Source organism: Phytohabitans aurantiacus (assembly GCF_027923225.1).
GTDB classification, from domain to species: domain Bacteria; phylum Actinomycetota; class Actinomycetes; order Mycobacteriales; family Micromonosporaceae; genus Phytohabitans; species Phytohabitans aurantiacus.
In genome coordinates this window covers 87,805-110,768 of record NZ_BSDI01000007.1, presented here as the reverse complement: position 1 = coordinate 110,768, position 22,964 = coordinate 87,805, and the positions used below count along the sequence as shown (strand labels likewise).

Annotated in this window: 23 protein-coding genes; 15 read left to right on the top strand and 8 right to left on the bottom strand. The window is 69.8% G+C overall.

Annotated elements, in window-relative coordinates; all coding sequences use genetic code 11:
- Nucleotides 1-13 precede the first annotated feature (13 nt).
- Both QMG73_RS08215 and QMG73_RS08210 read left to right on the top strand, forming a co-directional pair.
- The gene (locus QMG73_RS08215) at nt 14-748 is read left to right on the top strand and encodes an ABC transporter ATP-binding protein (RefSeq protein ID WP_281893524.1); all 735 of its coding nucleotides are present in this window, start codon (nt 14-16) and stop codon (nt 746-748) included.
- Nucleotides 745-1,449, top strand: coding sequence for a class I SAM-dependent methyltransferase (locus tag QMG73_RS08210; RefSeq protein WP_281893523.1), 705 nt, complete (start codon nt 745-747; stop codon nt 1,447-1,449). Before QMG73_RS08215 ends, QMG73_RS08210 begins: the two co-directional genes overlap by 4 nt.
- Nucleotides 1,450-1,464: 15 nt before the next feature.
- Here QMG73_RS08210 and QMG73_RS08205 read toward each other — a convergent pair whose 3' ends face one another.
- Nucleotides 1,465-1,821, bottom strand: a complete 357-nt coding sequence (locus QMG73_RS08205) for a DoxX family protein (RefSeq protein ID WP_281893522.1) — start codon at nt 1,819-1,821, stop codon at nt 1,465-1,467.
- Between the two features lie 189 nt (nt 1,822-2,010).
- Here QMG73_RS08205 and QMG73_RS08200 point away from each other — a divergent pair, with 189 nt between their 5' ends.
- The 4 genes from QMG73_RS08200 to QMG73_RS08185 are packed head-to-tail and all read left to right on the top strand — an operon-like array spanning nt 2,011 to nt 5,947.
- The gene (locus QMG73_RS08200; RefSeq protein WP_281893521.1) at nt 2,011-3,789 is read left to right on the top strand and encodes a lysophospholipid acyltransferase; all 1,779 of its coding nucleotides are present in this window, start codon (nt 2,011-2,013) and stop codon (nt 3,787-3,789) included.
- Nucleotides 3,790-3,836: 47 nt separating this feature from the next.
- Nucleotides 3,837-4,172 carry a PadR family transcriptional regulator gene (locus QMG73_RS08195; RefSeq protein ID WP_281893520.1) on the top strand — a complete coding sequence of 112 codons (336 nt, stop codon included), beginning with the start codon at nt 3,837-3,839 and terminating at the stop codon, nt 4,170-4,172.
- Nucleotides 4,169-5,182 carry a hypothetical protein gene (locus tag QMG73_RS08190; RefSeq protein WP_281893519.1) on the top strand — a complete coding sequence of 338 codons (1,014 nt, stop codon included), beginning with the start codon at nt 4,169-4,171 and terminating at the stop codon, nt 5,180-5,182. Before QMG73_RS08195 ends, QMG73_RS08190 begins: the two co-directional genes overlap by 4 nt.
- 36 nt (nt 5,183-5,218) lie before the next feature.
- On the top strand, nt 5,219-5,947 hold the full coding sequence (locus tag QMG73_RS08185) for a hypothetical protein (protein ID WP_281893518.1): 729 nt from the start codon (nt 5,219-5,221) through the stop codon (nt 5,945-5,947).
- 7 nt (nt 5,948-5,954) lie between these two features.
- On the opposite strand, the gene QMG73_RS08180 is transcribed toward QMG73_RS08185, so the two are convergent.
- The gene (locus QMG73_RS08180) at nt 5,955-6,398 is read right to left on the bottom strand and encodes a DUF5990 family protein (RefSeq protein WP_281893517.1); all 444 of its coding nucleotides are present in this window, start codon (nt 6,396-6,398) and stop codon (nt 5,955-5,957) included.
- A 420-nt stretch (nt 6,399-6,818) separates the two neighbouring features.
- Here QMG73_RS08180 and QMG73_RS08175 point away from each other — a divergent pair, with 420 nt between their 5' ends.
- The 6 genes from QMG73_RS08175 to QMG73_RS08150 all read left to right on the top strand — a co-directional run bounded on the left by QMG73_RS08175 (nt 6,819) and on the right by QMG73_RS08150 (nt 14,394).
- A complete protein-coding gene (locus tag QMG73_RS08175) occupies nt 6,819-7,844 on the top strand; it encodes a LacI family DNA-binding transcriptional regulator (RefSeq protein ID WP_281893516.1) in 1,026 nt (341 codons plus the stop codon).
- Between the two features lie 96 nt (nt 7,845-7,940).
- Complete coding sequence (locus QMG73_RS08170) at nt 7,941-9,218, top strand: ABC transporter substrate-binding protein (protein ID WP_281893515.1); 1,278 nt, start codon at nt 7,941-7,943, stop codon at nt 9,216-9,218.
- A gap of 6 nt (nt 9,219-9,224) precedes the next feature.
- Nucleotides 9,225-10,112 carry a carbohydrate ABC transporter permease gene (locus QMG73_RS08165; protein ID WP_281893514.1) on the top strand — a complete coding sequence of 296 codons (888 nt, stop codon included), beginning with the start codon at nt 9,225-9,227 and terminating at the stop codon, nt 10,110-10,112.
- A gap of 2 nt (nt 10,113-10,114) precedes the next feature.
- Entirely contained in the window at nt 10,115-10,996 is an 882-nt protein-coding gene (locus tag QMG73_RS08160; protein ID WP_281893513.1) for a carbohydrate ABC transporter permease, read from the top strand.
- Nucleotides 10,993-12,384: a glycoside hydrolase family 32 protein gene (locus QMG73_RS08155; RefSeq protein ID WP_281893511.1), complete on the top strand. Its 1,392-nt coding sequence runs from the start codon at nt 10,993-10,995 to the stop codon at nt 12,382-12,384. Before QMG73_RS08160 ends, QMG73_RS08155 begins: the two co-directional genes overlap by 4 nt.
- Before the next feature lie 30 nt (nt 12,385-12,414).
- On the top strand, nt 12,415-14,394 hold the full coding sequence (locus tag QMG73_RS08150; protein WP_281893510.1) for a glycoside hydrolase family 32 protein: 1,980 nt from the start codon (nt 12,415-12,417) through the stop codon (nt 14,392-14,394).
- Here the strand turns inward: QMG73_RS08150 and QMG73_RS08145 are convergent.
- The 5 genes from QMG73_RS08145 to QMG73_RS08125 all read right to left on the bottom strand — a co-directional run bounded on the left by QMG73_RS08145 (nt 14,357) and on the right by QMG73_RS08125 (nt 18,810).
- Entirely contained in the window at nt 14,357-15,505 is a 1,149-nt protein-coding gene (locus QMG73_RS08145; protein ID WP_281893509.1) for a Gfo/Idh/MocA family protein, read from the bottom strand. The genes QMG73_RS08150 and QMG73_RS08145 overlap by 38 nt on opposite strands.
- A complete protein-coding gene (locus tag QMG73_RS08140) occupies nt 15,502-16,281 on the bottom strand; it encodes a ThuA domain-containing protein (protein WP_281893507.1) in 780 nt (259 codons plus the stop codon). Before QMG73_RS08140 ends, QMG73_RS08145 begins: the two co-directional genes overlap by 4 nt.
- A gap of 72 nt (nt 16,282-16,353) precedes the next feature.
- Complete coding sequence (locus QMG73_RS08135) at nt 16,354-17,385, bottom strand: LacI family DNA-binding transcriptional regulator (RefSeq protein WP_281893506.1); 1,032 nt, start codon at nt 17,383-17,385, stop codon at nt 16,354-16,356.
- 90 nt (nt 17,386-17,475) lie between these two features.
- The gene (locus tag QMG73_RS08130) at nt 17,476-17,907 is read right to left on the bottom strand and encodes an SgcJ/EcaC family oxidoreductase (protein ID WP_281893505.1); all 432 of its coding nucleotides are present in this window, start codon (nt 17,905-17,907) and stop codon (nt 17,476-17,478) included.
- A gap of 33 nt (nt 17,908-17,940) precedes the next feature.
- Nucleotides 17,941-18,810 (bottom strand): NAD-dependent epimerase/dehydratase family protein, encoded by an 870-nt coding sequence (locus QMG73_RS08125; RefSeq protein WP_281893503.1) that lies wholly within the window; start codon nt 18,808-18,810, stop codon nt 17,941-17,943.
- A 122-nt stretch (nt 18,811-18,932) separates the two neighbouring features.
- Here QMG73_RS08125 and QMG73_RS08120 point away from each other — a divergent pair, with 122 nt between their 5' ends.
- The gene (locus QMG73_RS08120; RefSeq protein ID WP_281893502.1) at nt 18,933-19,451 is read left to right on the top strand and encodes a MarR family winged helix-turn-helix transcriptional regulator; all 519 of its coding nucleotides are present in this window, start codon (nt 18,933-18,935) and stop codon (nt 19,449-19,451) included.
- A 9-nt stretch (nt 19,452-19,460) separates the two neighbouring features.
- On the opposite strand, the gene QMG73_RS08115 is transcribed toward QMG73_RS08120, so the two are convergent.
- On the bottom strand, nt 19,461-19,997 hold the full coding sequence (locus QMG73_RS08115) for a GNAT family N-acetyltransferase (protein ID WP_281893501.1): 537 nt from the start codon (nt 19,995-19,997) through the stop codon (nt 19,461-19,463).
- 186 nt (nt 19,998-20,183) lie between these two features.
- Here QMG73_RS08115 and QMG73_RS08110 point away from each other — a divergent pair, with 186 nt between their 5' ends.
- Entirely contained in the window at nt 20,184-21,308 is a 1,125-nt protein-coding gene (locus QMG73_RS08110) for a flavin-containing monooxygenase (RefSeq protein ID WP_281893500.1), read from the top strand.
- 16 nt (nt 21,309-21,324) lie between these two features.
- Nucleotides 21,325-22,950 (top strand): LuxR family transcriptional regulator, encoded by a 1,626-nt coding sequence (locus QMG73_RS08105; protein WP_281893499.1) that lies wholly within the window; start codon nt 21,325-21,327, stop codon nt 22,948-22,950.
- Nucleotides 22,951-22,964 lie beyond the last annotated feature (14 nt).

Sequence of the window (22,964 nt, the reverse complement as noted above, 5' to 3'; positions counted from 1 at the left end):
CGGTGCCAACCCCGTGATCGATGGCGTCGACGTCACCGCCCGGCCCGGCCGGGTGCTCGGGCTGATCGGCCCGAACGGCAGCGGCAAGACCACCCTGCTGCGGCTGCTCTACGCCGCGCTGCGCAGCCCCACCGGACGGGTCACAGTGGACGGTGACGAGCTGTCCGCCCTGACACCACGAGAGGCGGCGCGGCGGATGGCCGTGGTGGTGCAGGAGACCGGCGCCGAGACCGCGCTCACCGTGGCGGAGATGGTGCTGCTCGGCCGCGGCCCGCACCTGTCGACGTTTCAGCGCACCCGCCGGACCGACCACGAGATCGCCGCCCGCTGCCTGGCCCGCGTCGGCGCCACCCACCTGGGCGCGCGGGCGTTCGCCGGGCTGTCCGGCGGGGAGCGCCAGCGGGTACTGATCGCGCGCGCCCTCGCCCAGGAGGCAACCCACCTGCTGCTCGACGAGCCGACCAACCACCTGGACATCCGGTACCAGCACGAGATCCTGCGCCTGGTTCGCGGGCTGGGCACCTGCGCGGTCGTCGTGCTGCACGACCTCAACCTCGCGGCCCGCTACTGCGACGACCTGGTGCTGCTGGGGCGCGGCGGGGTGGTCGCGGCCGGGCCGGTCGGCCGGGTACTCGATCCGGCGGTACTCGAACCCGTCTACGGCATCGGCATCCGGCGCCTCGATATCGAGGGCGACCTGCACCTGCTGTTCCACCCCATCCCTGCCGAAGGAGAGGCCGCCGCATGAGCGCACAGGACCGCATCAACGCCTACTGGACCGGACGCGCGCCCGGCTACGACGAGTACCAGCAGCGCCCCGACCGCCTCGCCGACGACGACCGGGCCTGGGCGCGGGTCTGGGACGCGGCCCTGCCGCCCGCGCCCCTGGACGTGCTCGACGTCGGCACCGGCAGCGGTCAGGTCGCCATGGTCCTGGCCCGGCTCGGCCACCGCGTCACCGGCATCGACCTAGCCGAAGGGATGCTCGAACGGGCCCGCCGGCACGCCGCGACCATCCCCAATGGACCCGCGTTTCGGCTCGGCGACGCCGTCTCGCCGGACTTCCCGGCGGCCAGCTTCGACGCGGTGACCAGCCGGTATCTCATGTGGACACTGCGCGAGCCGGAGACCGCGGTGGCGAACTGGACCCGGCTGCTGCGCCCAGGCGGCGTGGTCGCCGCGGTCGACAGCACCTGGTTCCCCAACGGCCTGGACAACGCGTCGGAGGACTTCGCCGGCTTCTACGACGCCGAGGTCCGCGCGGCGCTGCCGCTGGCCGCCGCCAGGTCGATCGAGCAGACCGCGACGGTACTGGAACGCGCGGGCCTGCAGCGGGTCACGGTCACGCCGCTGGCGTCGATCCACGAGCTGGACCAGCGGTACGGCGTCGCGCCGAACCACGAGGTCCAGATGCAGTTCCTGATCACCGGGCGGCTGGCCGACGGCTGAGCCGCTGCCGGGTTCTCACCAGGGGCCGTGGTGGCCCAGGTTGACGACCAGCGCCGCCACGGAGGTGGCGAAGAAGATGGCCCAGCCGACGAGCTGGCGCGAGCCCACGCGCAGGTGGGCGATGAGCGCGCCGATGAAGTACAGCACGAGGCCGGCGGCGGCCAGGTTGCCCAGTACCGGCACGGCGAACCCGGCCTGCAGCCCCAGGGAGCCCGCCGCCAGCAGCGTGCCCAACCGCGGCATCCACGAGTGGGGGAGGCGCTTCATGTCCAACTGGGCCTTGGGGTAGTCGTGGCCGATCAGGTAGGTGCCGGCGGCGATGGCGGTGAAGACCGAACCGACGATGGTGATGGTGACGTAGGCAGCGAACATGGTGTCCTTATCCCTAGCGGCAAGATTGGTTCCGGGTTGCAAGACTGGTTGTACGCGTCGAGGACGGGATTGCCGTGCCGAATGTGACGGCACGGAGCTGTGATCCACATCATGTGTTTGACGCCGCGTGCTCTGTGCTTCCAGACTGACCACGGCACACTGTGATCACGCTCACCGGCGAGGTGGTTGATGTCATCGGACACTCCTGAGGTCGTCGAGCTGCTGGCCGATGACGCGTTCGCGGGGCGGCTGGCCGAGCTGGCCCGCTCGCTGGGCCGGGATCCGGGCGAGGTGACCGCCGAGGCCGCCGGCTATCTGCGCGAGATGGGTGCGATGCACAGCGCGCGGGCCATGAGCGCCTGGTCCAGGTTCACGACGTGGATGTTCCGCGCGCACGAGCTGCTGGTCGACGAGGAGGCCGCGCGCCGGTTGCAGCGGCTGGACCGCAAGTACTCGCTGCTGTTCCTGTTCTCCCACCGCTCCTATTTGGACGGCGCCGCGGTGCCGGTGGCGCTGGAGCGGCACGGGCTCAGCCCGGCGTACACCCTGGGTGGGGCGAACCTGAACTTCTTCCCCGTCAACCACCTGGCCCGCCGCTCGGGCATCGTCTACATTCGCCGGTCGACGCAGGACCAGCCGGTGTACAAGCTGGCGTTGCGCGCCTACATCGGCCAGCTGATCCGCAACCGCAAGAATCTGAGCTGGTCCATCGAGGGCGGGCGGACCCGCACGGGCAAGCTGCGGCCACCGACGTATGGCATCGTGCGCTACGTGGTGGACGCGATCGAAGCCACCCCCGACGCCGAGGCGCTGATCGTGCCGGTGTCCATCGTGTACGAGCAGCTGCACGAGGTCGGCGCGATGACCGCCGAGGCACGCGGTGCCAGAAAGCGGCCCGAAGACGTCCGCTGGCTGATCAACTTCGCCCGGCTGCAGGCCAACCGCCTCGGCCGGGCCTACCTTGACTTCGGCGAGCCCGTGCCGCTGCGTGAGCGGATGGCCGAGCTGCGCGGCGCGGACCAGCAGGGGCGGCACGTCGTCGAGCGGATCGCCCTCGACACCTCGCACCGCATCAACCAGACCACCCCCGTCACCGTCACGGCGGTCGTCTGCCTCGCCATGCTGGCCGCTGACCGGGCGCTCACCCTCGACGGGGTACTGGCCACGGTCGCGCCGATGGCGGGGTACATCGAGTCCCGGCGCTGGCCGGTCGCGGGCGCGGCGAACCTCACCGACCGGGCCACCGTCCGCCGCACGTTGCAGGAGCTGGTCGCCTCCGGCGTGCTGGCCAGCTACGACGGCGGCACCGAGACGGTCTGGGCGATCGGTCAGGGTCAACACCTGGTGGCGGCGTTCTACCGCAACACGGCGATCCACATGCTGGTCGACCGGGCGATCGGGGAACTGGCGCTGGTCGCCGCGACCGAAGGCGGCGAAGACGGCCTGGACACGGCGACCGACGAGGCGCTGCGGCTGCGTGACCTGTTGAAGTTCGACTTCTTCTTCGCGCGGCGCCGGGATTTCGCCGAGCAGATGGCACTGGAGTTGGCGATCATCGAGCCGGGCGGAGGCGACGGGCTGCACAAGTTCACCCCGGCCGACGCTCGCCGATGGCTGGAGCAGGGCAGGCCACTGGTCGCCCCGTTGGTGCTGCGGCCGTTCCTGGACGCGTACCACCTCGTGGCCGATCGGCTCGCGGCCTGGGACGACGACGAGGTCGACGAGCCCCGGTTTCTCGACGAGTGCCTGCGCGTCGGCAGGCAGTGGGCGCTGCAGGGCCGGCTGGCCAGCGAGGAGTCGGTGTCGCTGGAGCTGTTCAAGCCGGCGCTGCGGCTGACCCGGCACCGCGGCCTTCTCGACCCGAGCGCGCCAGACCTTCGCCAGCGCCGCGCGGACTTTCGCGACGAGCTGCGCGAGACGGTCCGCCGGGTGACGGTGGTCGCTGAACTGGCACGTCGCGACCCGTAGGAGTACAGGGGGCTGCATATATCAAAGTTCGGTATATGATGCCCCGCATGGCAAACCTGACCTTGGGGGAGCCGGCGTTCCTCATCCTCACCGCGCTCGCGGCCCAGCCGCAGCACGGATACGGGATGATCGAGGACGCGCGGCGGATATCGGACGGGCGGGTGCGGTTGCGCGCCGGCACGCTGTACACGGTGCTCGACCGCCTGCGCTCCGACGGGCTGATCGAGATCGACCGGGAAGAGGTCGTGCAGTCGAGACTGCGCCGGTACTACCGCCTCACCACGGCAGGGGCCGACCGGCTGGCCGTCGAGGCCGAACGGCTGCGGCACAACGCCACCGTCGCCACCACCCGGCTCGCCGCTCTCGGCGGTGGTGCCGCGTGAGCGCCGATCTCGAAGCCCGGTACCGCAGGATGCTGCGCTGGTACCCGTGGGAGCACCGCCGGGCGTACGAGGAGGAGATGCTGGACACCCTCCTGGCCGGCGCCCGACCCGGCCAGCGACGGCCCGGCCCGGTCGACACCGTCGACCTGCTGCTCTCGGCCGCGCGCCACCGGGTGGGCCTGACCGCGCGCGGCCTGGCCACCGCCGAGTGGCGCGACGCGGCGGCCGCCACCGGCGTACTGGGCGCACTGCTCCTGGTCGGCCTGCGGCTGGCCACCGCCGGTCGCGGGTACCACCTCGGCGGGCCGGCGCCCGAGCAGTGGCTCCGGCTGCTGCCCTGGGTACTTGTCGCGGTCGCCGCCGCGACCGGGCTCCGGTGGGTGGCGGCCGGCGTCGCGTGGCTGGCCGTGGCCGGCGAGACGGCGCTGCTGGTGACGCGGTACTCCGACGCCCCGACGTCGGCGGTGTTCACGCTGTGGGCGTTCACCCTCGCCGTGGTGACCGCCGTCGCGCTGACCGTGCCCGCCCCACCGCGCCACGGTGTGGCCGTGCTCGGGGTGCGACGGGTCGCCCTCGTCACCGCGGGTGTGCTGGTGGCTCAGCTCGGATCCGTGGCCGCCGCCGTCGTTGGCGGGTACGGCCATCTCGCGGACGGAAGGGTCGTCGTGGGCCCGTACTTCCGGCCCATCGACACCGCGTCCTACCTGGCCGGCGGCCTGCTGATCGTGCTGGCGTCGTGGCGGCTCGCGCCGCCGCTCCGGCTCCGGATCATCGTGCTGCTCGCCCCGGTCGCCGCCACCCTGGCGACCGCCGAGTACGGCTTCGACGGCTGGCGGGACTCGTACGTGCGCATCGGCTACGTCCCGCTGGCGGCGGCGCAGTGGGCCATCCTGGCCCTCATCCCGATACTGGCGTTCGCGCTGGGCGTCGTCCTGATCCGTCGCCACGAACAGCGGACTCGCCTTCTGGCGCTGGGGCGCACGGCAGACCGCGTCACGCAAGTGTCATGACAGTCCTCTGTAAGCGCGCCCAGGAATGATGCTGGCATGTTCAGTGGCTTGCTCAAGGGTGCGGCAACAGCCGGAGTCATGGCGCTTCTGATCGCTGGCGCGGCGACGCCGGCACGGGCTGCGGCCGCGACGTACGACCAGTTCTCGCGCGTCTTCGAGCGCAGCGCGGGGCAGTTCTGGGCGGATGGCCGGGCCGGTGGCCAGTGGGCGTGGAACCCGCGCTCGGCCACCGAGTCGGCGATCAGTTGGGGCGATCCCGCGAACTGGCCGCCGGACGGCGCCGAGGAGTTCGTACGCTCCGGCGACTGGCTCCTGCTCGACGGTTGGTCCGACAACGGCACCTACTACACGCAGCGGGTCACCCGGGAACTCATCGGCGACGCCAGGTGCGAGAACCTCAAGGCGCTGCCGTCCGACGGCGGGCGGCAGCACTATGCACAGTGGACGGTCCCGGGCGAGGCGTACTGCCTGAAGGCGTGGGGCACGATAACCGAGAAATCCAGCGGCAGGGTCATCGACTTCGGGCACACCCAGATCTGGTCGCCGCCGGCGGCGTGTGCCAACCAGTACCTGGGTGCCCAGACCTGCGTGAAGCAGTGGGAGTCGTGGTGGGACAACAGAGGCCGCCCGGGCCAGCCCATCAGCCGCGTCCTCGACCGCGACCAGTACCTGGCCAAGGGGATCGGGATGGCGTTCATCGTCCAGCAGTTCTACCCGAAGCCGTGGCGGGCCGAACTCCGGTACCACTGGACCTGGACGCCCTGACCCCGCGTTACCGCACGGTCCATTCGATGTCTGGTGGGCGGACCCTGGCGCACAGCGGTCCGCCCTTCGCGTCGGTCAGCCCGAGCCGGCCGACCAACACCCCCGCACCTTCGTGCGCGACACGCAGCAGATCGGTCGGGACGTCACCGAACAGCAGCTTCGCCCGCCGGAACATCTCGAACCGGTTGTCCGTCACCGCACCCCAGCTCAGGTAGAGAAACCGCGCACCCGGCCGGCCATGAACCCAGGGGCCGCCGACATCGAGAAGCCCGTCCACCTCGCGGCTGGTGATGTCGAACTGCCAGGTGGCTTCGGCGGCGCTGGCCGGTACCCGGTCGACCACCTCGGCCGCGCGCTGCACCCCCACGTGCACGTTGTGCAGTCTCAGCGAGTCAGCCTCGACACCGGCCCGCCGCCCGGGCAGGTCGCGACCCTCGATCCTGATCCGCACACCGCCACTGTAAGCCGCCTCTATCGCCAGGCAGCGGCAGGCGTTGGTCGTGTGCCGCGGAGGGCGAGGCCGCGGGAGCAACGGCCTCGCCCACGACGCACGTCGCGGCAGCTCAGACGGGGATTTGGACCAAAGGTCCCGCTTGGACCGGACCGGCGGCCGCACAAACCCGCGGCGCGCGCCCCGCGGGTTTGTGCGGCCGCCGATCAAGGGCGTTCGCATGGATCAAGGGCGAATGCATGCGGAAATGAGGTCCAACCACGTGCGTTCGCCCTTGATCGGCGGAAGCGGCGTGGCGGCACGCTGTCGCGGGGTTAAATGTTACGGTCGTGTAACGGCCGGTTGGCGTCGTTGACAAACCGTTTTATCAAGCTCAGAGTGTGTTCACTGACAGTGGTAAAAGGGTTTGGCAGGTGTGGGATGAAGAAGCCGAAGGTGAAGATTCGCACGGTGGCGGAGGCCGCTGGCGTGTCGGTGACCACGGTGTCCCTGGTGCTCAACAACGTGGCCTCGGCACGGGTTGGCGCCGACACACGCCAGCGGATCCACGAGGCCGCGGAGCGTCTTGGCTACGTGCCCAACGAGGTGGCGCGCCAACTGCGGGCCCAGCGCACCAACACCCTGGGACTGCTCGGTGACGAGGTGACCACGACGCCGTTCGCCGGGCGGATGGTGCTGGGCGCGCAGGAGGCGGCGAGCAAGCACGGCTGGTTGTTGATGCTGCTCAACACCGGGCTCGATCCCGAGTTGGAGCGTAAGGAGATCTCGGCGCTGCTCCAGAGCCGGGTGGACGGCGTGCTCTACACGACCATGTACCACCGCGTCGTGCGGGTGCCGGACCAGCTGCGGACGGTGCCGACCGTGGTGCTGGACGCCGAGGACGACAGCGCGAACCTGCCCTCGGTCGTGCCGGACGAGGAGGGTGGGGCCTACCTGGCGACGAAGGAGCTGCTCGACCACGGGCATCGGCGCATCGGCTTCGTCAACAGCAACCTCGACATCCCCGCCACCTCGGGCCGGCTGGCCGGGTACCAGAAAGCCTTGCGCCAAGCCGACGTCCCCTTCGACCCGCGGCTCGTGGTGTCGACGCACCCCGTTTCCCGCGAGGGATACGCCGCCGCGTCCGAGCTGCTGAGCCGGCGCGAGCGTCCCAGTGCCCTGTTCTGTTTCAACGACCGTGTCGCGATGGGCGCCTACCAGGCGGCCTCCGCGCTCGGGTTACGTATCCCCGCCGATCTGTCCGTTGTCGGTTTCGACGACCAGGAAGAGATCAGTGAGGGACTGCTGCCGGGGCTGACCACCGTCGCCTTGCCCCACTACGCGATGGGTGCGTGGGCGGTCGACGCCCTCATCGCCAGGATTCTCGATCCGAACGCGCCCGTCGAGCGGGCGGTCCTGCCGTGCCCGTTGGTCCGGCGCGAGTCGGTGGCACCGCCCGTGTCCTGATCGGACACTCCATCCCGCCATAGTGCTTTGTCCACTACGCCTCAGGCGTAGCGATGCCTGCTGTACCCGTTTTGTGAGGAGTAGCATAGAATGAGAATGTCGGCGAAAAGAACATTGAGATGGGGCGTCGCGGCCGCGCTCGTGGCCGCCGCGGCGGCGTGCGGCTCCGACAATGCGGGCGGCTCGTCCGGAGACAGCCTGACACTGTGGACACACAACGCCGGCAACCCGCAGGAGCTGGCGGTCGTCGAGCAGATCGCCGCTGACTGGAACGCGGCCCACCCCGACAAGAAGGTCACCGTCCGGGCCTTCCCGCAGGCCGCGTACAACGAGGCGGTCGTGTCGGCCGCCACGGCGAAGAAACTGCCGTGCATCCTGGACACCGACGCGCCCACGGTGCCGAACTGGGCCTACGCCGGCTATCTGGAGCCGCTGGACATTCCCGATGACCTGCTGGCCAAGCAGTTGCCCAGCACGGTCGGCAAGTACCAGGGCAAGACGTATTCGGTGGGCTACTACGAGGCCGCGCTCGGACTGTTCGCCCGCAAGTCGGCACTGACCGCCGCCGGGGTACGCGTGCCGACTCTCGAACAACCGTGGACGGGCGCCGAGTTCGACCAGGCGCTGCAGAAGGTCAAGGCGGGCGGCAAGTACCCGATCACGTTCGATCTGGGCACCGGCGACACGGGAACCGAGTGGTGGACGTACGGCTACTCGCCGTTCCTGCAGAGCTTCGGCGGCGACCTCATCGACCGCACCTCGTACAAGTCGGCCAGTGGCGTGCTCAACGGCGACAAGGCGCTGGCGTGGGCGACCTGGATGCAGGGACTGGTGAAGAAGGGCTACTCGCCGCAGAAGTCGAGCGCGGACGCGTTCGCCGACTTCGTGAACGGCAAGTCGGCGATGGTCTGGTCCGGCATCTGGAACTCCGGCTCACTGAGCAAAGTGGACGACGGCGTGGTACTGCCCCCGCCGGACTTCGGCAACGGGGCGAAGGTCGGCGGCGGCTCGTGGCAGTGGGCGGTCAGCAGCAGCTGCCCGGACAAGGCGACCGCCATGGAGTACCTGCGCACGTCGCTGACCGCGAAGAACATGGCGGCGTTCGCCCAGAAGCAGAACGTCATCCCGGCCAGCGAGGAGGCCGCCGCGCTGGTCCCGGGCTGGCAGCCCGGTGGGGAGAAGCGGTTCTTCCTGGACGAGTCGAAAGAGCTGGCGATGGTACGCCCGCCGACTCCCGGATACCCGTACCTGACGACCACGTTCGCGAAGGCGACGCAGGACATCGTGGCCGGCGGTGACCCCAAGCAGATCCTGGACCGAGCGGTCGCGGAGATCGACCGCGATCTGAAGTCCAACGACTACTACGGCTTCTGAGCGGACATGCGCGCTCGAATGCAAGGGGGCGGCCAGGGGCGGACAGGGCTGCTCATGGTCGCCCCCGCGGGGGTCCTGCTCATCCTGTTCTTCTTCGTACCGGTCGCGCTGGGCTTCGCGCTCTCCTTCACCGATGCCCGGTTGATAAGCCCGAAGCCGCTGGAGTTCGTCGGGCTGGAAAACTTCCAGCGGCTGCTCGATGATCCGGTGTTCTGGACCTCGTTGCGGAACACGCTGTTCTTCGCCGCTGTCATCGTGCCGGCCCAGTCGGGCTTCGCGCTGCTGCTGGCGGTGCTGGTGAACGTGAAGATGCGCGGCACGAACCTGTTTCGCATGCTCTACTTCGTACCGGTCGTGACGTCCATTGTGGTCGTGTCGATTCTCTGGCGATTCATGTACCAGCCGGACGGGCTCGTCAACAGCATGCTGCACTGGATGACCGGCAACGTGGTGCGCGTCGACTGGCTCAACGACACCAGCACCGCCCTTCCCGCCATCATGTTCATGTCGGCGTGGCAGGCGGTCGGCTTCCACATGGTGATCTGGCTCGCCGGCCTGCAGACCATCCCCGGTGAGCTGTACGAGGCCGCCGAGATCGACGGTGCCGGCAGGTGGCACCAGTTCCGGTTCATCACCTGGCCGGGCCTGCGGAGCACCCGGACCTTCATCCTGGTGACGATCACGATCGCGGCGCTGAGCCTGTTCACCCAGATCCACGTCATGACCGGCGGCGGACCGCTGGACGCCACGTCCACAGTGGTCTTCCAGGCCGTGCGCGTCGGCTACCAGCAGCAGCAGACCGCGTACGCGTCAGCCATCTCGCTGGTCTTCTTCCTACTGGTACTGGCCGTCTCGCTGATCCAGCGGTGGCTCACCCGCGAGAGGAGCGCCTGACAATGCGCCGCAGGAGCTCCACCAGGGTGCGCGCGGCGGTACTCGCTGCCCGCCTGCTGTGCGCCGCCCTGTTCGCCTTCCCGTTGCTGTTCATGTTCGTCTCGTCGTTGAAGCCCGACACCGACATCTTCAAGGACATCGGATCGGTACGCGCCTTCCTGCCGGTCGGCGACATCTCGCTGGACAACTACGCCGGCGTCTTCGACACGGTGCCCGCCGCACGGTTTCTGCTCAACTCGCTGGGCATCTCACTGGTGACGGTCGCCCTCGGCATCCTGGTGAACAGCATGGCCGCGTTCGCGCTGTCCCGGCTGTCGTGGCGGGGCAGCCGCCTGGCGCTCAGCGTCGTCATCGCCACGCTGGTGGTGCCCTTCGAGACGTTCGCGCTCCCGCTCGTCTGGTGGGTCGACAAGCTGCCCTGGCTCACCATGAACGGCCTGCGACTGACGTGGAGCACCGGCTGGCTCGACACCTACCGTGTCCAGGTCATTCCGTTCGTCGCCAACGCTTTCTCCATCTACCTGTTCTACTCGTACTTCCAGAGCATCCCGCGCCAGCTCGACGAGGCCGCCCGGGTCGACGGCGCCGGCTGGTTCCGCATCTATCGCACCGTCGTCATGCCGCTGTCCGGGCCGGCGATCGCCACTGTCGCGATCCTCACCTTCCTGCCCGCGTGGAACTCCTACCTGTGGCCACTGATGGTCGTGCAGACCGAGGAACTGCGGCCGGTCATGGTCGGTGCCTCCTACTTCTTCCAACTCAAAGTCCATTGGGGCGAGATCATGGCGTACTCGACGCTCATCACCCTTCCCGTGCTGGCGCTGTTCCTCGCCTTCCAGCGCGCCTTCGTCAACAGCATCGCCTCCACGGGCGTGAAGGGATGACCGTCGAGCCCGCGTTCCCCGTCCTGCACGTGCGGCCCCCCACCGGTTGGGTGAACGATCCCAACGGCCCCTTCCGATGGAACGGCACGTACCACCTGTTCTACCAACACAATCCGTCCGCTCCGGTGCACGCACAGATCGCCTGGGGCCACTCGAGCAGTACCGACCTGCTGCGCTGGCGAACCGAACCCGTGGCGCTCACCCCGACGCCGGGCCATCTCGACGCGGGCGGCTGCTGGTCCGGTTGTGTCGTCGACGACGCCGGCGTTCCCACCGCCGTCTACACCGGAATCGGCGACGGTGTCCTCGACGCCAGCGTGTGCCTCGCCACCGCCGACGACGACACGCTGCGATCGTGGTCCAAACAACCCGCCGCGGCCGCCCGTCCACCCGAAGGACTCGACCTGCTCGGGTACCGGGATCCGTTCGTGTTCACTGTGGACGGACGCCGGTACGCCCTGGTCGGCGCGGGCCTGGCCGGCGGGGGAGCGGCCACGGTGCTCCTCTACGCCTGCGACGACCTGCGCGCGTGGACGTACCTGGGACCGCTGCTGGACACCGGTGACGCGGTGGCCAAGGCGCACGCGCCCGCGGACATCTGGGAATGCCCGCAGCTGGTCCGCCTGGCAGACCGCTGGGTGCTCATCGTGTCACTGTGGACAGACGAGGTACTGGGACAGGTCGCCTACCTCGCCGGAGACCTCGACGTGTCCGGCGGCGTGCCACGCTTCACCCCCACCCACGGCGGGCTGGTCGACTCCGGCCGCGACTTCTACGCGCCCGCCGTGCTGCCCGCACCCGACCGGACCCTGATGTGGGGCTGGACCTGGGAGGACCGTGGCGAAACGGACGTCCTGGCATCCGGCTGGGCCGGCGCCCTGACCCTCCCGCGCGAGCTGTCGCTCGACGCCGCCGGTCGCCTCGTCACCGCACCGGCGCGAGAACTGCACGCGCTGCGCGGCGCCGCCACCACGCGTGTGCTCGGCGCCCAGGAGAGCCTGCTCCTACCTTCGGGCCCGCTCGACATCGAGATCCGCCTGCACTGCCCACCCGACCGCCCGGCGACGCTCGCGCTGGGCTCCGGCGACGAGCTCACGGTGACGGTCGACCCAGCGACCGGCCAGGTGGATCTGCGACGGCGGGTTCATCACGCGGATCGGGCGGCACGCGCCGCCGCCGGCCGCGTCACGCCGCACACGAACGTGGTCGACGTTCGTCTGCTGCTCGACGGATCGATCGTCGAGCTGTTCCTGCCCGACGGAGTCGTCTTCACCGAACGGCTCTATCCCGCATCCACATCCCACGACACGGTCCTGCACGTCCGGGGCGCACCAGGAACCCAGGCGGAAGTCACCGCCTGGCAGCTTCGAACACCCGGCGCCCAGTAGCGCCGACCCGCTCGACAGTGAGGTCATCCCATGAGACCGTCGCTCCTCCTCGCCGCCGCTCTGCTGCTCGCGTCCGTGACACCGGTGGAACACATCGACGCGGCACCCGTCGCGGCGACCACGTACCGGCCGGCGTATCACCACACCGTTCCCGACTACTGGATGAACGACCCGCAACGCCCGATCTACCTCGACGGGCAGTTCCACTACTACTACCTCTACAACAACGACTACCCGCGCACGAACCACACCGCCTGGCGACGGACCACCACCACGGACCTGGTGCGGTTCACCGACCGCGGCGTCGCCGTACCCAAAGACACCACCGTCAACGGCAGCATCTGGTCCGGCTCGGCGGTCGTGGACGCCAACAACACCGCCGGCTTCGGCCGGAACGCCGTGGTCGTGCTGGCCACCCAGGAACACGCGGCCGGCAACAACGCACAGGCCCAGTTTCTCTGGTACTCGACCGACCGTGGCGCCACCTTCCGGCCGTACAGCGCCGCCCCGGTCATTCCCAACCCTGGCCGCGTCGACTCCCGCGACCCGAAGACCATCTGGGACGGCGAGCGCAACCGCTGGGTCACCGTCCTCGCGGAGAACGACCGGCTCAGCTTCTACACCTCCACCGACCTCAAGACCTGGCAACGAGCCGGGGAGTGGTACATGCCCGGGCTGGGTGTGCTGGAGTGCCCCGACCTGTTCAAGATGGTCGCCGACGACGGCACCACCAAGTGGGTTCTGGGCGCCTCGGCCAACGGCAAGCACATCGGCCAACCCAACACGTACGCCTACTGGACCGGTACCTTCACCGGCAACGGATTCCAGCAGGAGGGCACGCACCAGTGGCTCGACTACGGCTGGGACTGGTACGCCGCGGTCACCTGGGAAAATCCCGCCAACCCGCTCGGCAGCCGGTACGCCATCGGCTGGATGAACAACTGGGACTACGCGGCCAACACACCCACCTGGGCCAACGACGGCTTCAACGGCACCAACTCGATCGTGCGGGAAGTCAAGCTCAAGCGGCAGGCCGGCGGCGGCTACAGCCTCGTCTCCCAACCGGTCGACGGCCTGGGCGGCATCGTCGCCGGCACGACCAGCCTCGGCACCGTCCAGGTCAACGGCAACCTGCCGCTCAGCTACGCGGGGGACGCGTACGAGCTGACCGCCGACATCAGCTGGAGCCAGCTCAACAATGTCGGCCTGCAACTACGCAAGTCCGCTGACGGCTCCCGGCACGCCGACGTCGGTGTCTTCGGCAACTACACCTATCTCAACCGCGGCTTCACCAACCATCCCGACACCTCCGGCCGCTTCCTGGAAAGCAAGTCGCCATTCGATCCCGCGCGCAAGAGCGTCCGGCTGCGCATCCTGGTCGACCGCACGAGCATCGAGGTGTTCGTCGACGACGGCAAGTACGCGCATTCCAGTGAGGTGTTCGCCGCGCCGGGCGACAACGGCATCGCCCTCTACACCGACGGCGGCAGCGCCACTTTCGCCAACCTGACCATCCGTACCCTCAACAGCGTCAACACGCAGCCGGTGCCGACCGGAACGGTCCTGGCCGACTTCGAGAACGGCACCTACGGCACGTGGACCCGCACCGGCACCGCGTTCGGCACGGCACCGGCGACCGGGGCACTGCCGGATCAGCAGCCGGTCGGCGGATACCTCGGCGACGGCCTGGTCAACACCTACCTCGGCGGCGACGCCAGCACCGGCCTCCTGACGTCACCCACGTTCAAGATCAATCAGCGGTACCTCAAGTTTCTCATCGGCGGCGGGAACCATCCCAACGGCGCCGGGTACGCCACTTCGGTGAACCTCCTCGTCGATGGCCAGATCGTGCGCACGGCGACCGGCCGCGACGAGGAGTACCTGCGGTGGGCCACCTGGGACGTTGGGGATCTCAGGGGCCGCACCGCGCGCATCCAGATCGTCGACAACAACACCGGTGGCTGGGGGCACATCAGCGCCGACCAGTTCCTGCTGACCTCGACCGGCTGACGCCGGTCAGCGCATCCCGGGCCGAGGACCAACCAGCGAGCGCGTCGCGTACCTCGGCCCGGGTCTCGTCTCGGAGGGCCTGCGCGTGGGCCTGGCGGAGCACGTCGTCCACGCGCTCGAGCCGGCCGCTCGCCGCCGACCGTACCGCCGACTCCACCATCGCCAGGCTCATCACGTTTTCGTGCACCTCGCCGGAGGGTGGCTCGCCGGTCCGCAGCGCCCGCACGAACACCTGCAACGCGCCGGCGATCCCGGAGTACGGCGGGCCGGTCGGTTGCCCAGTCTGCCCCTCGGCGTCGAGGATCGGGTCGTGGTCGCCGTCCCAGGAGGCGGTGCCCATCTCGCCGCTCACCCGCCAGGCGCCGTTCCACGACGTGGGCGCGCCGGGGCTGCACCAGCTGCCGTCGTAGACGTATCGGGTGCCGCCGTCCATCTCGAACACCACGGTCGCGTTGGCGTCCCCCGCGTACCAGCTCCACGGCGGGTTGTACGACTGGCAGTACGCCGTCACCGGCTCGGCGCCGAGCAGGAAACGCGCCGAGTCGAAGGCGTGGATGGCCATGTCCACGAGGAGCGGATAGGCCATCCGTTCGCGGAATCCCCCGAACCGCTCGGACCGGAAGAACGACGTGCTCACCGTCCCTATCCGGCCGAGCCGCGCGACCATCTCCCGCAACCTGGCCAGCTGCGGATTCCAGCGGCGGGACTGGCTGACCATGAACAGCTCGCCGGTGACCTCGGCCGCGGCGGCCAGTGACAGCGCCCTGCTGACGTTCTCCGCGGCCGGCTTCTCGCCGAGTACCGGCAGCCCCGCGAACAACGCCGCGGTGGTCACGGGGTGGTGCGCCTCCGGGACGGTCACGTTGATCATCGCCTGGGCGCCGGTCTGCCGGGCGAGGGCGACCGCGTCGGTGCCGACCGGGAGGTCCGGCAGGCCGGCCGCGTCGGCGGCGCGGCGAGCGAGGGCAACGTCCAGGTCGGCGATGCCGGTGAGCGTCGTGTCGGGGGAGTCGGCGACCGTCGCCAGCCAGGCGCGGCCCATGCCGCCGGCGCCGACGATGACCACCCGGAGCGGGTCCGCCGCGCCGGAGGGGACGGTACGGAACCTCACTGGAGCGGTCCGGTGTAGCCCTGGCCGGCGAAGAACTCGCCGGTCTCGTACCGCAGGAGCACGGGATGGCTCCGCTCCGGCCGGTCGCTGCGGGCCCAGGCGACACCGTTCGCGATGACCCGGCGCACGTCCTTGTGGTGGTACGTGGGGTACGCCTGGTCTCCGGGCCGGAAGTAGAAGATCTTGCCGTGGCCGCGCCGGAAGGTGCAGCCGCTGCGGAACACCTCCCCGCCGCTGAACGAGCTGACGAAAACCAACTCGTCCGGTGCCGGGATGTCGAAGAACTCGCCGTACATCTCGTCCTCCTCGATGATCAGCGGGTGCGGCACGCCCTGGGCGATGGGGTGGGTGGGGTCGACCGTCCAGATGAGCTCCCGGTCGTGCTCGTCGCGCCAGCGCAGCGTGCAGCTGGTGCCCATGAGCTTGGTGAAGATCTTCGACCAGTGCCCGGAGTGCAGCACGACCAGCCCCATGCCGGACAGGACGTGGCGGTGGACGCGCTCGACCACGTCGTCGGCGACCTCGTCGTGCGCCGCGTGACCCCACCAGGTGAGGACGTCGGTACCGGCCAGCACCTGCTCGGTCAGCCCGTGCTCGGGGTCGTCGAGGGTGGCGGTACGGATGGCGCAGCCGTCGCCGAGGTTCTCCGCGATGCCTTCCGCGATCGTCGCGTGCATGCCCTTCGGGTAGATCCTCGCCACGTGCTCCTCGATCTGCTCGTGGCGGTTCTCGCCCCATACGGTCACCCGCAACGGACCGGCGTCTCCAGTTGTCATCGTGACCCTTTCTCTGATCCTCGATACGTATCGACGATGCGGAAAATGAAACGGCGGCCGAGCCACCGATGATCAGTTGGAGGGGATCGGCATGACGGTCGAACGACGGATGAGTCGCGGCGCTACCAGGTCGACGCCGGGACGTTCGACACCCGGCGCGGGATCGAGCAACCAGAACAGCGTCTCCATCGCGCGCCGCGAGACGTCGCGCGGCTCCTCGGAGACATTCGTGTACGCCGGATCGGACTCCTCGGCCTGCGGGTCGGGACTGATTCCGATGACGGAGATGTCGCGGCCGGGCAGCACGTCACGCGTGCGCAGCGCGCGCAGGATCGGCCCGATCGAATCGTTGTGCGGCAGCACCACTCCGAGACGACCGCCGCCGCGCCGCGCGAGGAGCTGATCGACCGCCTCAGCGGTGGCCTCCTGCCCATGCTCGACCGGCTCGATCACCGTCAGCGGTACGCCGCGCGCCCGCGCCCGCTGCCGCGCCGACCGCAGGACGCGGCCGACGAAGTTGAGCCCCCGCTCCATCGCCGAGGCGGGGTAGCCCAACACGACGATCTCGTCGTGCGCCGTGTCCGCCAGCTCGTCGACGGCCATCCGGGCCGCCGTCTCGAAGTCGAGGTCGACGCAGTGCAGCCCGGCCGGGTCGGCCGGTACACCGATGAGCACGACCGGAACCGGCAGCGCCGCGGCCACCGGGACCCGGTCGTCGTGCTCTTCGATATCCATCATGATGATCGCGTCGCACAGGGCCCGGCCGGCGAGGCGTCGCAGCCCCGCCGATCCCTCGTCCGCGGTCACGAGCAGCACCTCGTGGTCGTGGGCGCGGGCCGAGCTGGCGATGGTCTCGATGAACGGAAGCAAACCGAAGATCTGGCCGTCGGCCCCGAACGGCACGACCAGGCCGACGACCTGGGTGCGGCGTCCCGCCAGGGCCCGGGCGCCCGAGTGCGGCTCGTAAGTGAGCTGCTCCATCGCGTCCAGCACCCGCTTCCGCGTGCGCTCGGAGATCGGTCGCTTGCCGGTCATCACGTATGACACGGTGCTCTGCGAGACACCGGCGATACGGGCGACATCCTTGCTGGTGAATGCCGCCATCACACCTCCGGCCGCGAATCGTCGATACGCATCGAGTGCTGGTGCGGCCAGGTTACGGCGCCGGGCGCCCGAGCCACAAGAGAGGCCTTGTCAGCCCGCGTGGACCTGGGTGTTCTGTGCGGCGGCGATGAACCACCGGCCGTCCTCCTTGCTCAGCACGTAGAGGGGCCGGCCCTCGGGCTGAGAGTCGATGGGCTCGCCGTCGAGCGTGACCGGCCGCTGGTGGACGTTGACCACGGCGACGTCCGGGCGGACGAAGAGCACGCGGACGACCTCGTACCGCGCGGTCGACTGCCGCATCGCGCCGGGCAGCACCTTGTGCGTGAACTCGCTGATGTTGTCCCAGCCGGACAGGCGCTTGCCGTGCGCGGTCGTCCACACCGGATCCTGCTTCCGGAACAGGCTCATGAACTCGGTGGGCAGTTCGTTCTGCTGGGCGCGCTCGACCTCGGCGACGAGCTGGACGATCGCGTCGACGTCCGCCTGCTGGCCGCCGTTCGCGCCGAAGACCTGGATGTCCATCTTTCTTCCTCCGTGAATGTGGATCGGGTGGGGCTACCGGTACGAGCCGGCACGCAGGTCGGTGACCGCGTCGACGCGGTCCGGTTTCCACGCGAGCTTGTCGCGTGCGAGGTCCCCGCTGATGTGCTGGCTCAGGGCGAGGGCGGCGGCGAACGGTGCGCCGAGGGCGGCGCTGGCCTGCTCGACGGGCCACGCCTGCGGGGAGGCGGTGAGCCCGGCGGCGGATCCGGCGGCGGCCGCCAGGTCGACCACGGACACCGCTGGTTCGGCCACGCCGTGCCAGATCGACCCGCCGGGCGCGCGTTCCAGCGCGAGCACGAACAGGTCGGCCAGGTCGTCTACGTGTACGGCCGGCCACCGCACCTGCTTGTCGCCGACGTACCGCGGCGCTCCGTGCTGGCGTGCCAGGTCGACCAGGAGTGCTGGGATGCCACCGCCCCGGCCGTGCACGATCCCTGGACGGATCACGATCGAGCGGACGCCGTGCTCGTGGGCGGCGAGGGCTTGGCGCTCGATCGCGGGGCGGTAGCCGACGATCGGGATCGGGTTGGTGGGCGTGGTCTCGTCGACCGGGTCAGATCCGGTCGGGCCGAGTACCCAGATCCCGCTGGTGTAGAGGAACGGCCGCCCTGTGCCGCGCAGGGGTGCGGTGAGCGCGTCGACCGCGGCGGCGTCGGTGCCGGCGTCGCCCGTGGGTGTGGCGGCGTGGACGACGGCGTCGATGTCCGCTGTCACCGCCGCGGTCAGGGCGCGCGGATCGGCCAGGTCGGCGATCCGCTGCTGGCGGGGCCGCTCCGGCCGGGCGGTACGGCTGAGTTCGACGACTTCGTGGCCGGCGTCCGCCAGGTGGTCTGCCACGGCCGCGCCGACGTACCCCGTGGCGCCGAGTACGAGAACCTTCATGTTCATCCTCCCCATCGAAAACTTCGACGTCGAAAATTTAGACCAGTCCGCGTCGCGACGTCAAACCTTTCGACGTCGAAGTGTTAAAGTGTGGCGGATGCCACGCGAGGACGGATGAATCGATGGATGAACGTCAGGACGGCGTAGACGCGATCATGCGGGCGTGGGAAACCGTCCGGCCAGACCTGGACTGCTCGCCAATGGCAGTGATCGGTCGCCTGTCGCGCGCATCCCGCCTGCTCGAACGCGCTCTCAAGGAGCACTTCGCGGCGCGTGGCGTGGAAGCGTGGGAGTTCGACGTGCTGGCGACCCTGCTACGGGCGGGTCCGCCGCACGTCCTGAACGCGGGGGAGCTGAGCACGGCCGCGATGGTGAGCTCGGCCGCGCTGACAAACCGCATCGACCGGCTCGTCGACCGGGGCTGGGTCGATCGTGCGGTCGACCCGAGCCACCGCCGGCGGGTCCTGATATCGCTGACCGACTCGGGCAAAGACCTGGTCAACCAGCTCGTGACCGAGCACGTCGCCAACGAACAGCTGCTGCTGGCGGGACTGAAGACCGCCGAACGCGACCAGTTGGCGGGCCTGCTGCGGCGGCTGCTCATCTCCCTCGGCGACACCGAGCAGGCAGCGCCGGTGTAGGGCGTACCGTCAGGCCGGGCTTTGGACGTCGAGCTCGTAGATGATCTCCAGGCCGTCCTCATCGTCCCACTGCTCGCCAACCTCGACAAAGCCGTACTGCGCCACCAGCTGGTACGAGGGAACGTTGTCGGGACGGATGGTCACCCGCGCCGTGCGCACCCGCGGGTCGCGAGCGGCCCGGTCGAGCAGAGCCTCCAGCGCCGCACGGGCAAAGCCGCGCCGCCGGTACGCCGGGTCGACGGTATAGCCGATCTCCACCATCCCCGACGAATCCGGTGGCCCGTGATAGCCGGCGTGCCCGACGGCGACCTGCTCCCGTTCGTCCCAGATGACACCGGTGACCCATTCCGGACTGGCCGGGTCCTCCTTGGCCTGGTCGCGGCGCATGCGCCACACCCCTATCGACCCGGGGTCGACGAAGTGCGCGGTGAGGGGCACCGGGCTCACCGCGTTCGCCCCTGCCAGGTCACCGTCAGCGAGTGCCCGGAACACCGGCTCGGTCAGATGCACGATGCGTATCTGCTGCGTGGAACGCCGTTCGAGCATCGAAGAATCGTGCCACGCCGGTGCGCTCGATACAGGCCAATTATGGGCTGCCGTAGCGCTCGTCGCCGTCCGGGCCGCGGTACCGATCGCCCCATCGAGTGCCTGGAGGGATGGGTGTATCGCCCGACGCGGCATCGCTGACCAGGCATTTAGCGTCGCCTCAACACAAGTTTCCAGGAGGCGATCATGAACTCCCAGTACGTCGAGACTCTGATCATCGGTGCCGGCCAGGCCGGGCTGTCCACCGGCTACCACCTCAAGCGGCGCGGCCGGCAGTTCCTGATCGTCGACGGCAACCAGCGGATCGGCGACAACTGGCGGCAGCAGTGGGACACGCTGCGGTTGTACACGCCGGCCAAGTACGACGGGCTGCCCGGCATGCCGTTCCCGGCGGCGCGCTGGCACTTTCCGGGCAAGGACGAGGTCGGCGACTATCTGGAGCGCTATGCGCTGCACTTCGACCTGCCGGTGCGCACGAACACGCGCGTCGACGCGCTCCGGCCGCGGCCACAGGGCGGATACGAGGCGACGATCGGCGGCGCGACGATCAGCTGCGACAACGTCGTCGTGGCGACCGGCAGCTTCGGGCGTACGCCGAACGTGCCCGAGTTCGCCGCTGAACTGGCTCCGGAGATCACGCAACTGCACTCCAGCCAGTACCGGCGGCCCGCGCAACTGCAACCGGGACCGGCGCTGGTCGTGGGGGCCTCGCACTCCGGTCAGGACATCGCCTACGAGCTCGCCCCGACGCGCCCGACGACCCTGTGCGGCCCCAGCCGCGGCAACATCCCGTTCCGTCCGGAGTCGCGGCGCGCGCACCTGATGCTGCCGGTCGTGATCTTCGTCTTCCGGCACGTACTGACACGCCGCACGCCGATGGGGCGCAAGGCGATGCCGGAGGTGCGGTTCCACGGCGGGCCACACCTGCGGATCAAGCCGTCGGACCTCGAACGTCGCGGCGTGACGCGGACACCGGCCCGCGTCACCGGGGTCGTGGACGGCCAGCCGGTACTGGACGACGGCACCGTGCTCGCCGTCAGCAATGTCGTCTGGTGCACCGGATTCCGGCAGGTGTTCGACTGGATCCGGCTACCGGTCATGGACGAGCGCGGCTGGCCGGTGGAGTACCGCGGCGTCGTCGACCTGGCACCGGGCCTGTTCTTCTGCGGCCTGTCGTTCCAGTACGCCTTCGCCTCGATGGTCTTTCCGGGGATCGGCCGGGACGCGGACTATGTCGCGCGCCAGATCGTCGCCCGCGCGGGCGACGCGCCGGCAAGCACCGCCGTGGCGGACGCGGAAGGCGTACGCTGATCCACTGGGGGCAGCCATGAGCGTGGTCGATGATCTCCTGCGAGCCAGGGCGGCCTACGACCGCCGGGAGTGGCTGGCGGCGTACGGCAGCCTCTCCCGGGCCAGCGGTGATTCGCTCGACGCCGACGACTTCGGCCGGCTGGCCACCGCAGCGTACCTCGTGGGCCGTCGCAACGACTGCGTGCAGGCGTTGCAGCGCGCCTACCAGCTGCACATCGACACCGGCGACGTGCCCGCGGCCGTCCGGGTGGCGTTCTGGCTGGGGCTGGTGCTGCAGAGCAGCGGCGAGGCCGCGGTCGGCGGCGGGTGGGTCGGCCGCGCCGAGCGCCTGCTGGCCGGCGTCTCCGGCGATCTCGTCGAGCGCGGCTACGTGCTCATCCACGTCATGTTCCGGCACATCTTCGCCGGTGACCTCGGCACCGCGTTGAAACTGGCCGAGCAGGTGGCCGACTACGGCCGGCGCTACACGGACCCCGATCTCGTCGCCATGGGCCTGTCCGGCCAGGGACGGATCCTCCTGTACCTCGGGCGCGTTCAGGAGGGTCTGGCGCTGCTGGACGAGGCCATGGTGGGCGTCGCGGCCGGCGAGGTCTCAACGATCTTCGCCGGCAACGTGTACTGCACCATGATCGAGGGCTGCCAGGAGATCTCCGACTTCGACCGGGCCGCCCGGTGGACGTCCGCGCTGACGGCCTGGTGCGACGAACAGTCCGGTCTCGTCGCGTTCACCGGCCAGTGCGCCGTCCACCGTGGACAGATCATGCGTGCGCAGGGCGCCTTCGACGAGGCCCTCACCGAGTTGGACCTCGCGGTGCGGCGGTACGAGGACGCCCGCACCATGGACGCCGCGGGGCTCGCGATGACCGAACGCGGCGACGTGCTGCGGATGCGGGGAGACTTCGACGCGGCCGCGAAGGCGTACGAGCGGGCATCCGCCTTCGGGTACGAACCCCAGCCCGGGCTGGCGCTGCTGTGGCTCGCCCAAGGCCGCACCGCGGCGGCCGTCGCCGCGACGCGACGCAGGCTCAGCGAGACAGCCGGCCCGGTCCACCGGTCGGCGTTGCTGCCGGCCGCGGTGCGGATCCTCCTCGCCGGCGGCCACCACGACGAGGCGGCCAGGTTGGCCGACGAGCTGCGGTCGATCGCCGCGACGTTCGGCTGCCCACCGGTCCAGGCCCGCGCCGACCACGCCCGCGCCGACGTGGCACTCGCCGCCGGCGATCCGGCGGCTGCACTACCGCTGCTCCGCCGCGAGCGAACCGTCTGGGAACGGCTGGAGGCACGCTACGACATCGCGTACTGCCGCACGCTGCTCGGGCGAGCCCTGCGCGCACTCGGTGACGACGAAACCGCACTCGCCGAACTCGCCGCCGCGCAGCGCGCCTTCGCCGACCTCGGTGCCGAACCGGCCGCCCGAGAGGTGGCCGCGCTCATCCACCCGACGTTCCCCAATGGACTGACCGAACGTGAGGTCGAGGTCCTACGGTTGGTGGCGGCCGGAAAGACCAACCCCGAGATCGCCAAACTGCTCGTACTGAGCGAGAAGACAGTCAGCCGCCACCTCAGCAACATCTTCACCAAAATCGACGTCAGCACCCGCACATCCGCCGCCGCCTTCGCCTACGACCACCACCTCGTATGATCGTTCTCATGCTG

What these genes read in the sequence shown, in the direction of transcription:
- QMG73_RS08120 (WP_281893502.1), top strand. Translation starts at nt 18,933, where the DNA reads ATGGATGAACGTCAGGACGGCGTAGACGCGATCATGCGGGCGTGGGAA.
- QMG73_RS08160 (WP_281893513.1), top strand. Translation starts at nt 10,115, where the DNA reads ATGCGCCGCAGGAGCTCCACCAGGGTGCGCGCGGCGGTACTCGCTGCC.
- QMG73_RS08125 (WP_281893503.1), bottom strand. Translation starts at nt 18,810, where the DNA reads ATGAAGGTTCTCGTACTCGGCGCCACGGGGTACGTCGGCGCGGCCGTG.
- QMG73_RS08175 (WP_281893516.1), top strand. Translation starts at nt 6,819, where the DNA reads ATGAAGAAGCCGAAGGTGAAGATTCGCACGGTGGCGGAGGCCGCTGGC.
- QMG73_RS08130 (WP_281893505.1), bottom strand. Translation starts at nt 17,907, where the DNA reads ATGGACATCCAGGTCTTCGGCGCGAACGGCGGCCAGCAGGCGGACGTC.
- QMG73_RS08200 (WP_281893521.1), top strand. Translation starts at nt 2,011, where the DNA reads ATGTCATCGGACACTCCTGAGGTCGTCGAGCTGCTGGCCGATGACGCG.
- QMG73_RS08115 (WP_281893501.1), bottom strand. Translation starts at nt 19,997, where the DNA reads ATGCTCGAACGGCGTTCCACGCAGCAGATACGCATCGTGCATCTGACC.
- QMG73_RS08135 (WP_281893506.1), bottom strand. Translation starts at nt 17,385, where the DNA reads ATGGCGGCATTCACCAGCAAGGATGTCGCCCGTATCGCCGGTGTCTCG.
- QMG73_RS08185 (WP_281893518.1), top strand. Translation starts at nt 5,219, where the DNA reads ATGTTCAGTGGCTTGCTCAAGGGTGCGGCAACAGCCGGAGTCATGGCG.
- QMG73_RS08165 (WP_281893514.1), top strand. Translation starts at nt 9,225, where the DNA reads ATGCGCGCTCGAATGCAAGGGGGCGGCCAGGGGCGGACAGGGCTGCTC.
- QMG73_RS08155 (WP_281893511.1), top strand. Translation starts at nt 10,993, where the DNA reads ATGACCGTCGAGCCCGCGTTCCCCGTCCTGCACGTGCGGCCCCCCACC.
- QMG73_RS08170 (WP_281893515.1), top strand. Translation starts at nt 7,941, where the DNA reads ATGTCGGCGAAAAGAACATTGAGATGGGGCGTCGCGGCCGCGCTCGTG.
- QMG73_RS08195 (WP_281893520.1), top strand. Translation starts at nt 3,837, where the DNA reads ATGGCAAACCTGACCTTGGGGGAGCCGGCGTTCCTCATCCTCACCGCG.
- QMG73_RS08210 (WP_281893523.1), top strand. Translation starts at nt 745, where the DNA reads ATGAGCGCACAGGACCGCATCAACGCCTACTGGACCGGACGCGCGCCC.
- QMG73_RS08150 (WP_281893510.1), top strand. Translation starts at nt 12,415, where the DNA reads ATGAGACCGTCGCTCCTCCTCGCCGCCGCTCTGCTGCTCGCGTCCGTG.
- QMG73_RS08105 (WP_281893499.1), top strand. Translation starts at nt 21,325, where the DNA reads ATGAGCGTGGTCGATGATCTCCTGCGAGCCAGGGCGGCCTACGACCGC.
- QMG73_RS08205 (WP_281893522.1), bottom strand. Translation starts at nt 1,821, where the DNA reads ATGTTCGCTGCCTACGTCACCATCACCATCGTCGGTTCGGTCTTCACC.
- QMG73_RS08110 (WP_281893500.1), top strand. Translation starts at nt 20,184, where the DNA reads ATGAACTCCCAGTACGTCGAGACTCTGATCATCGGTGCCGGCCAGGCC.
- QMG73_RS08140 (WP_281893507.1), bottom strand. Translation starts at nt 16,281, where the DNA reads ATGACAACTGGAGACGCCGGTCCGTTGCGGGTGACCGTATGGGGCGAG.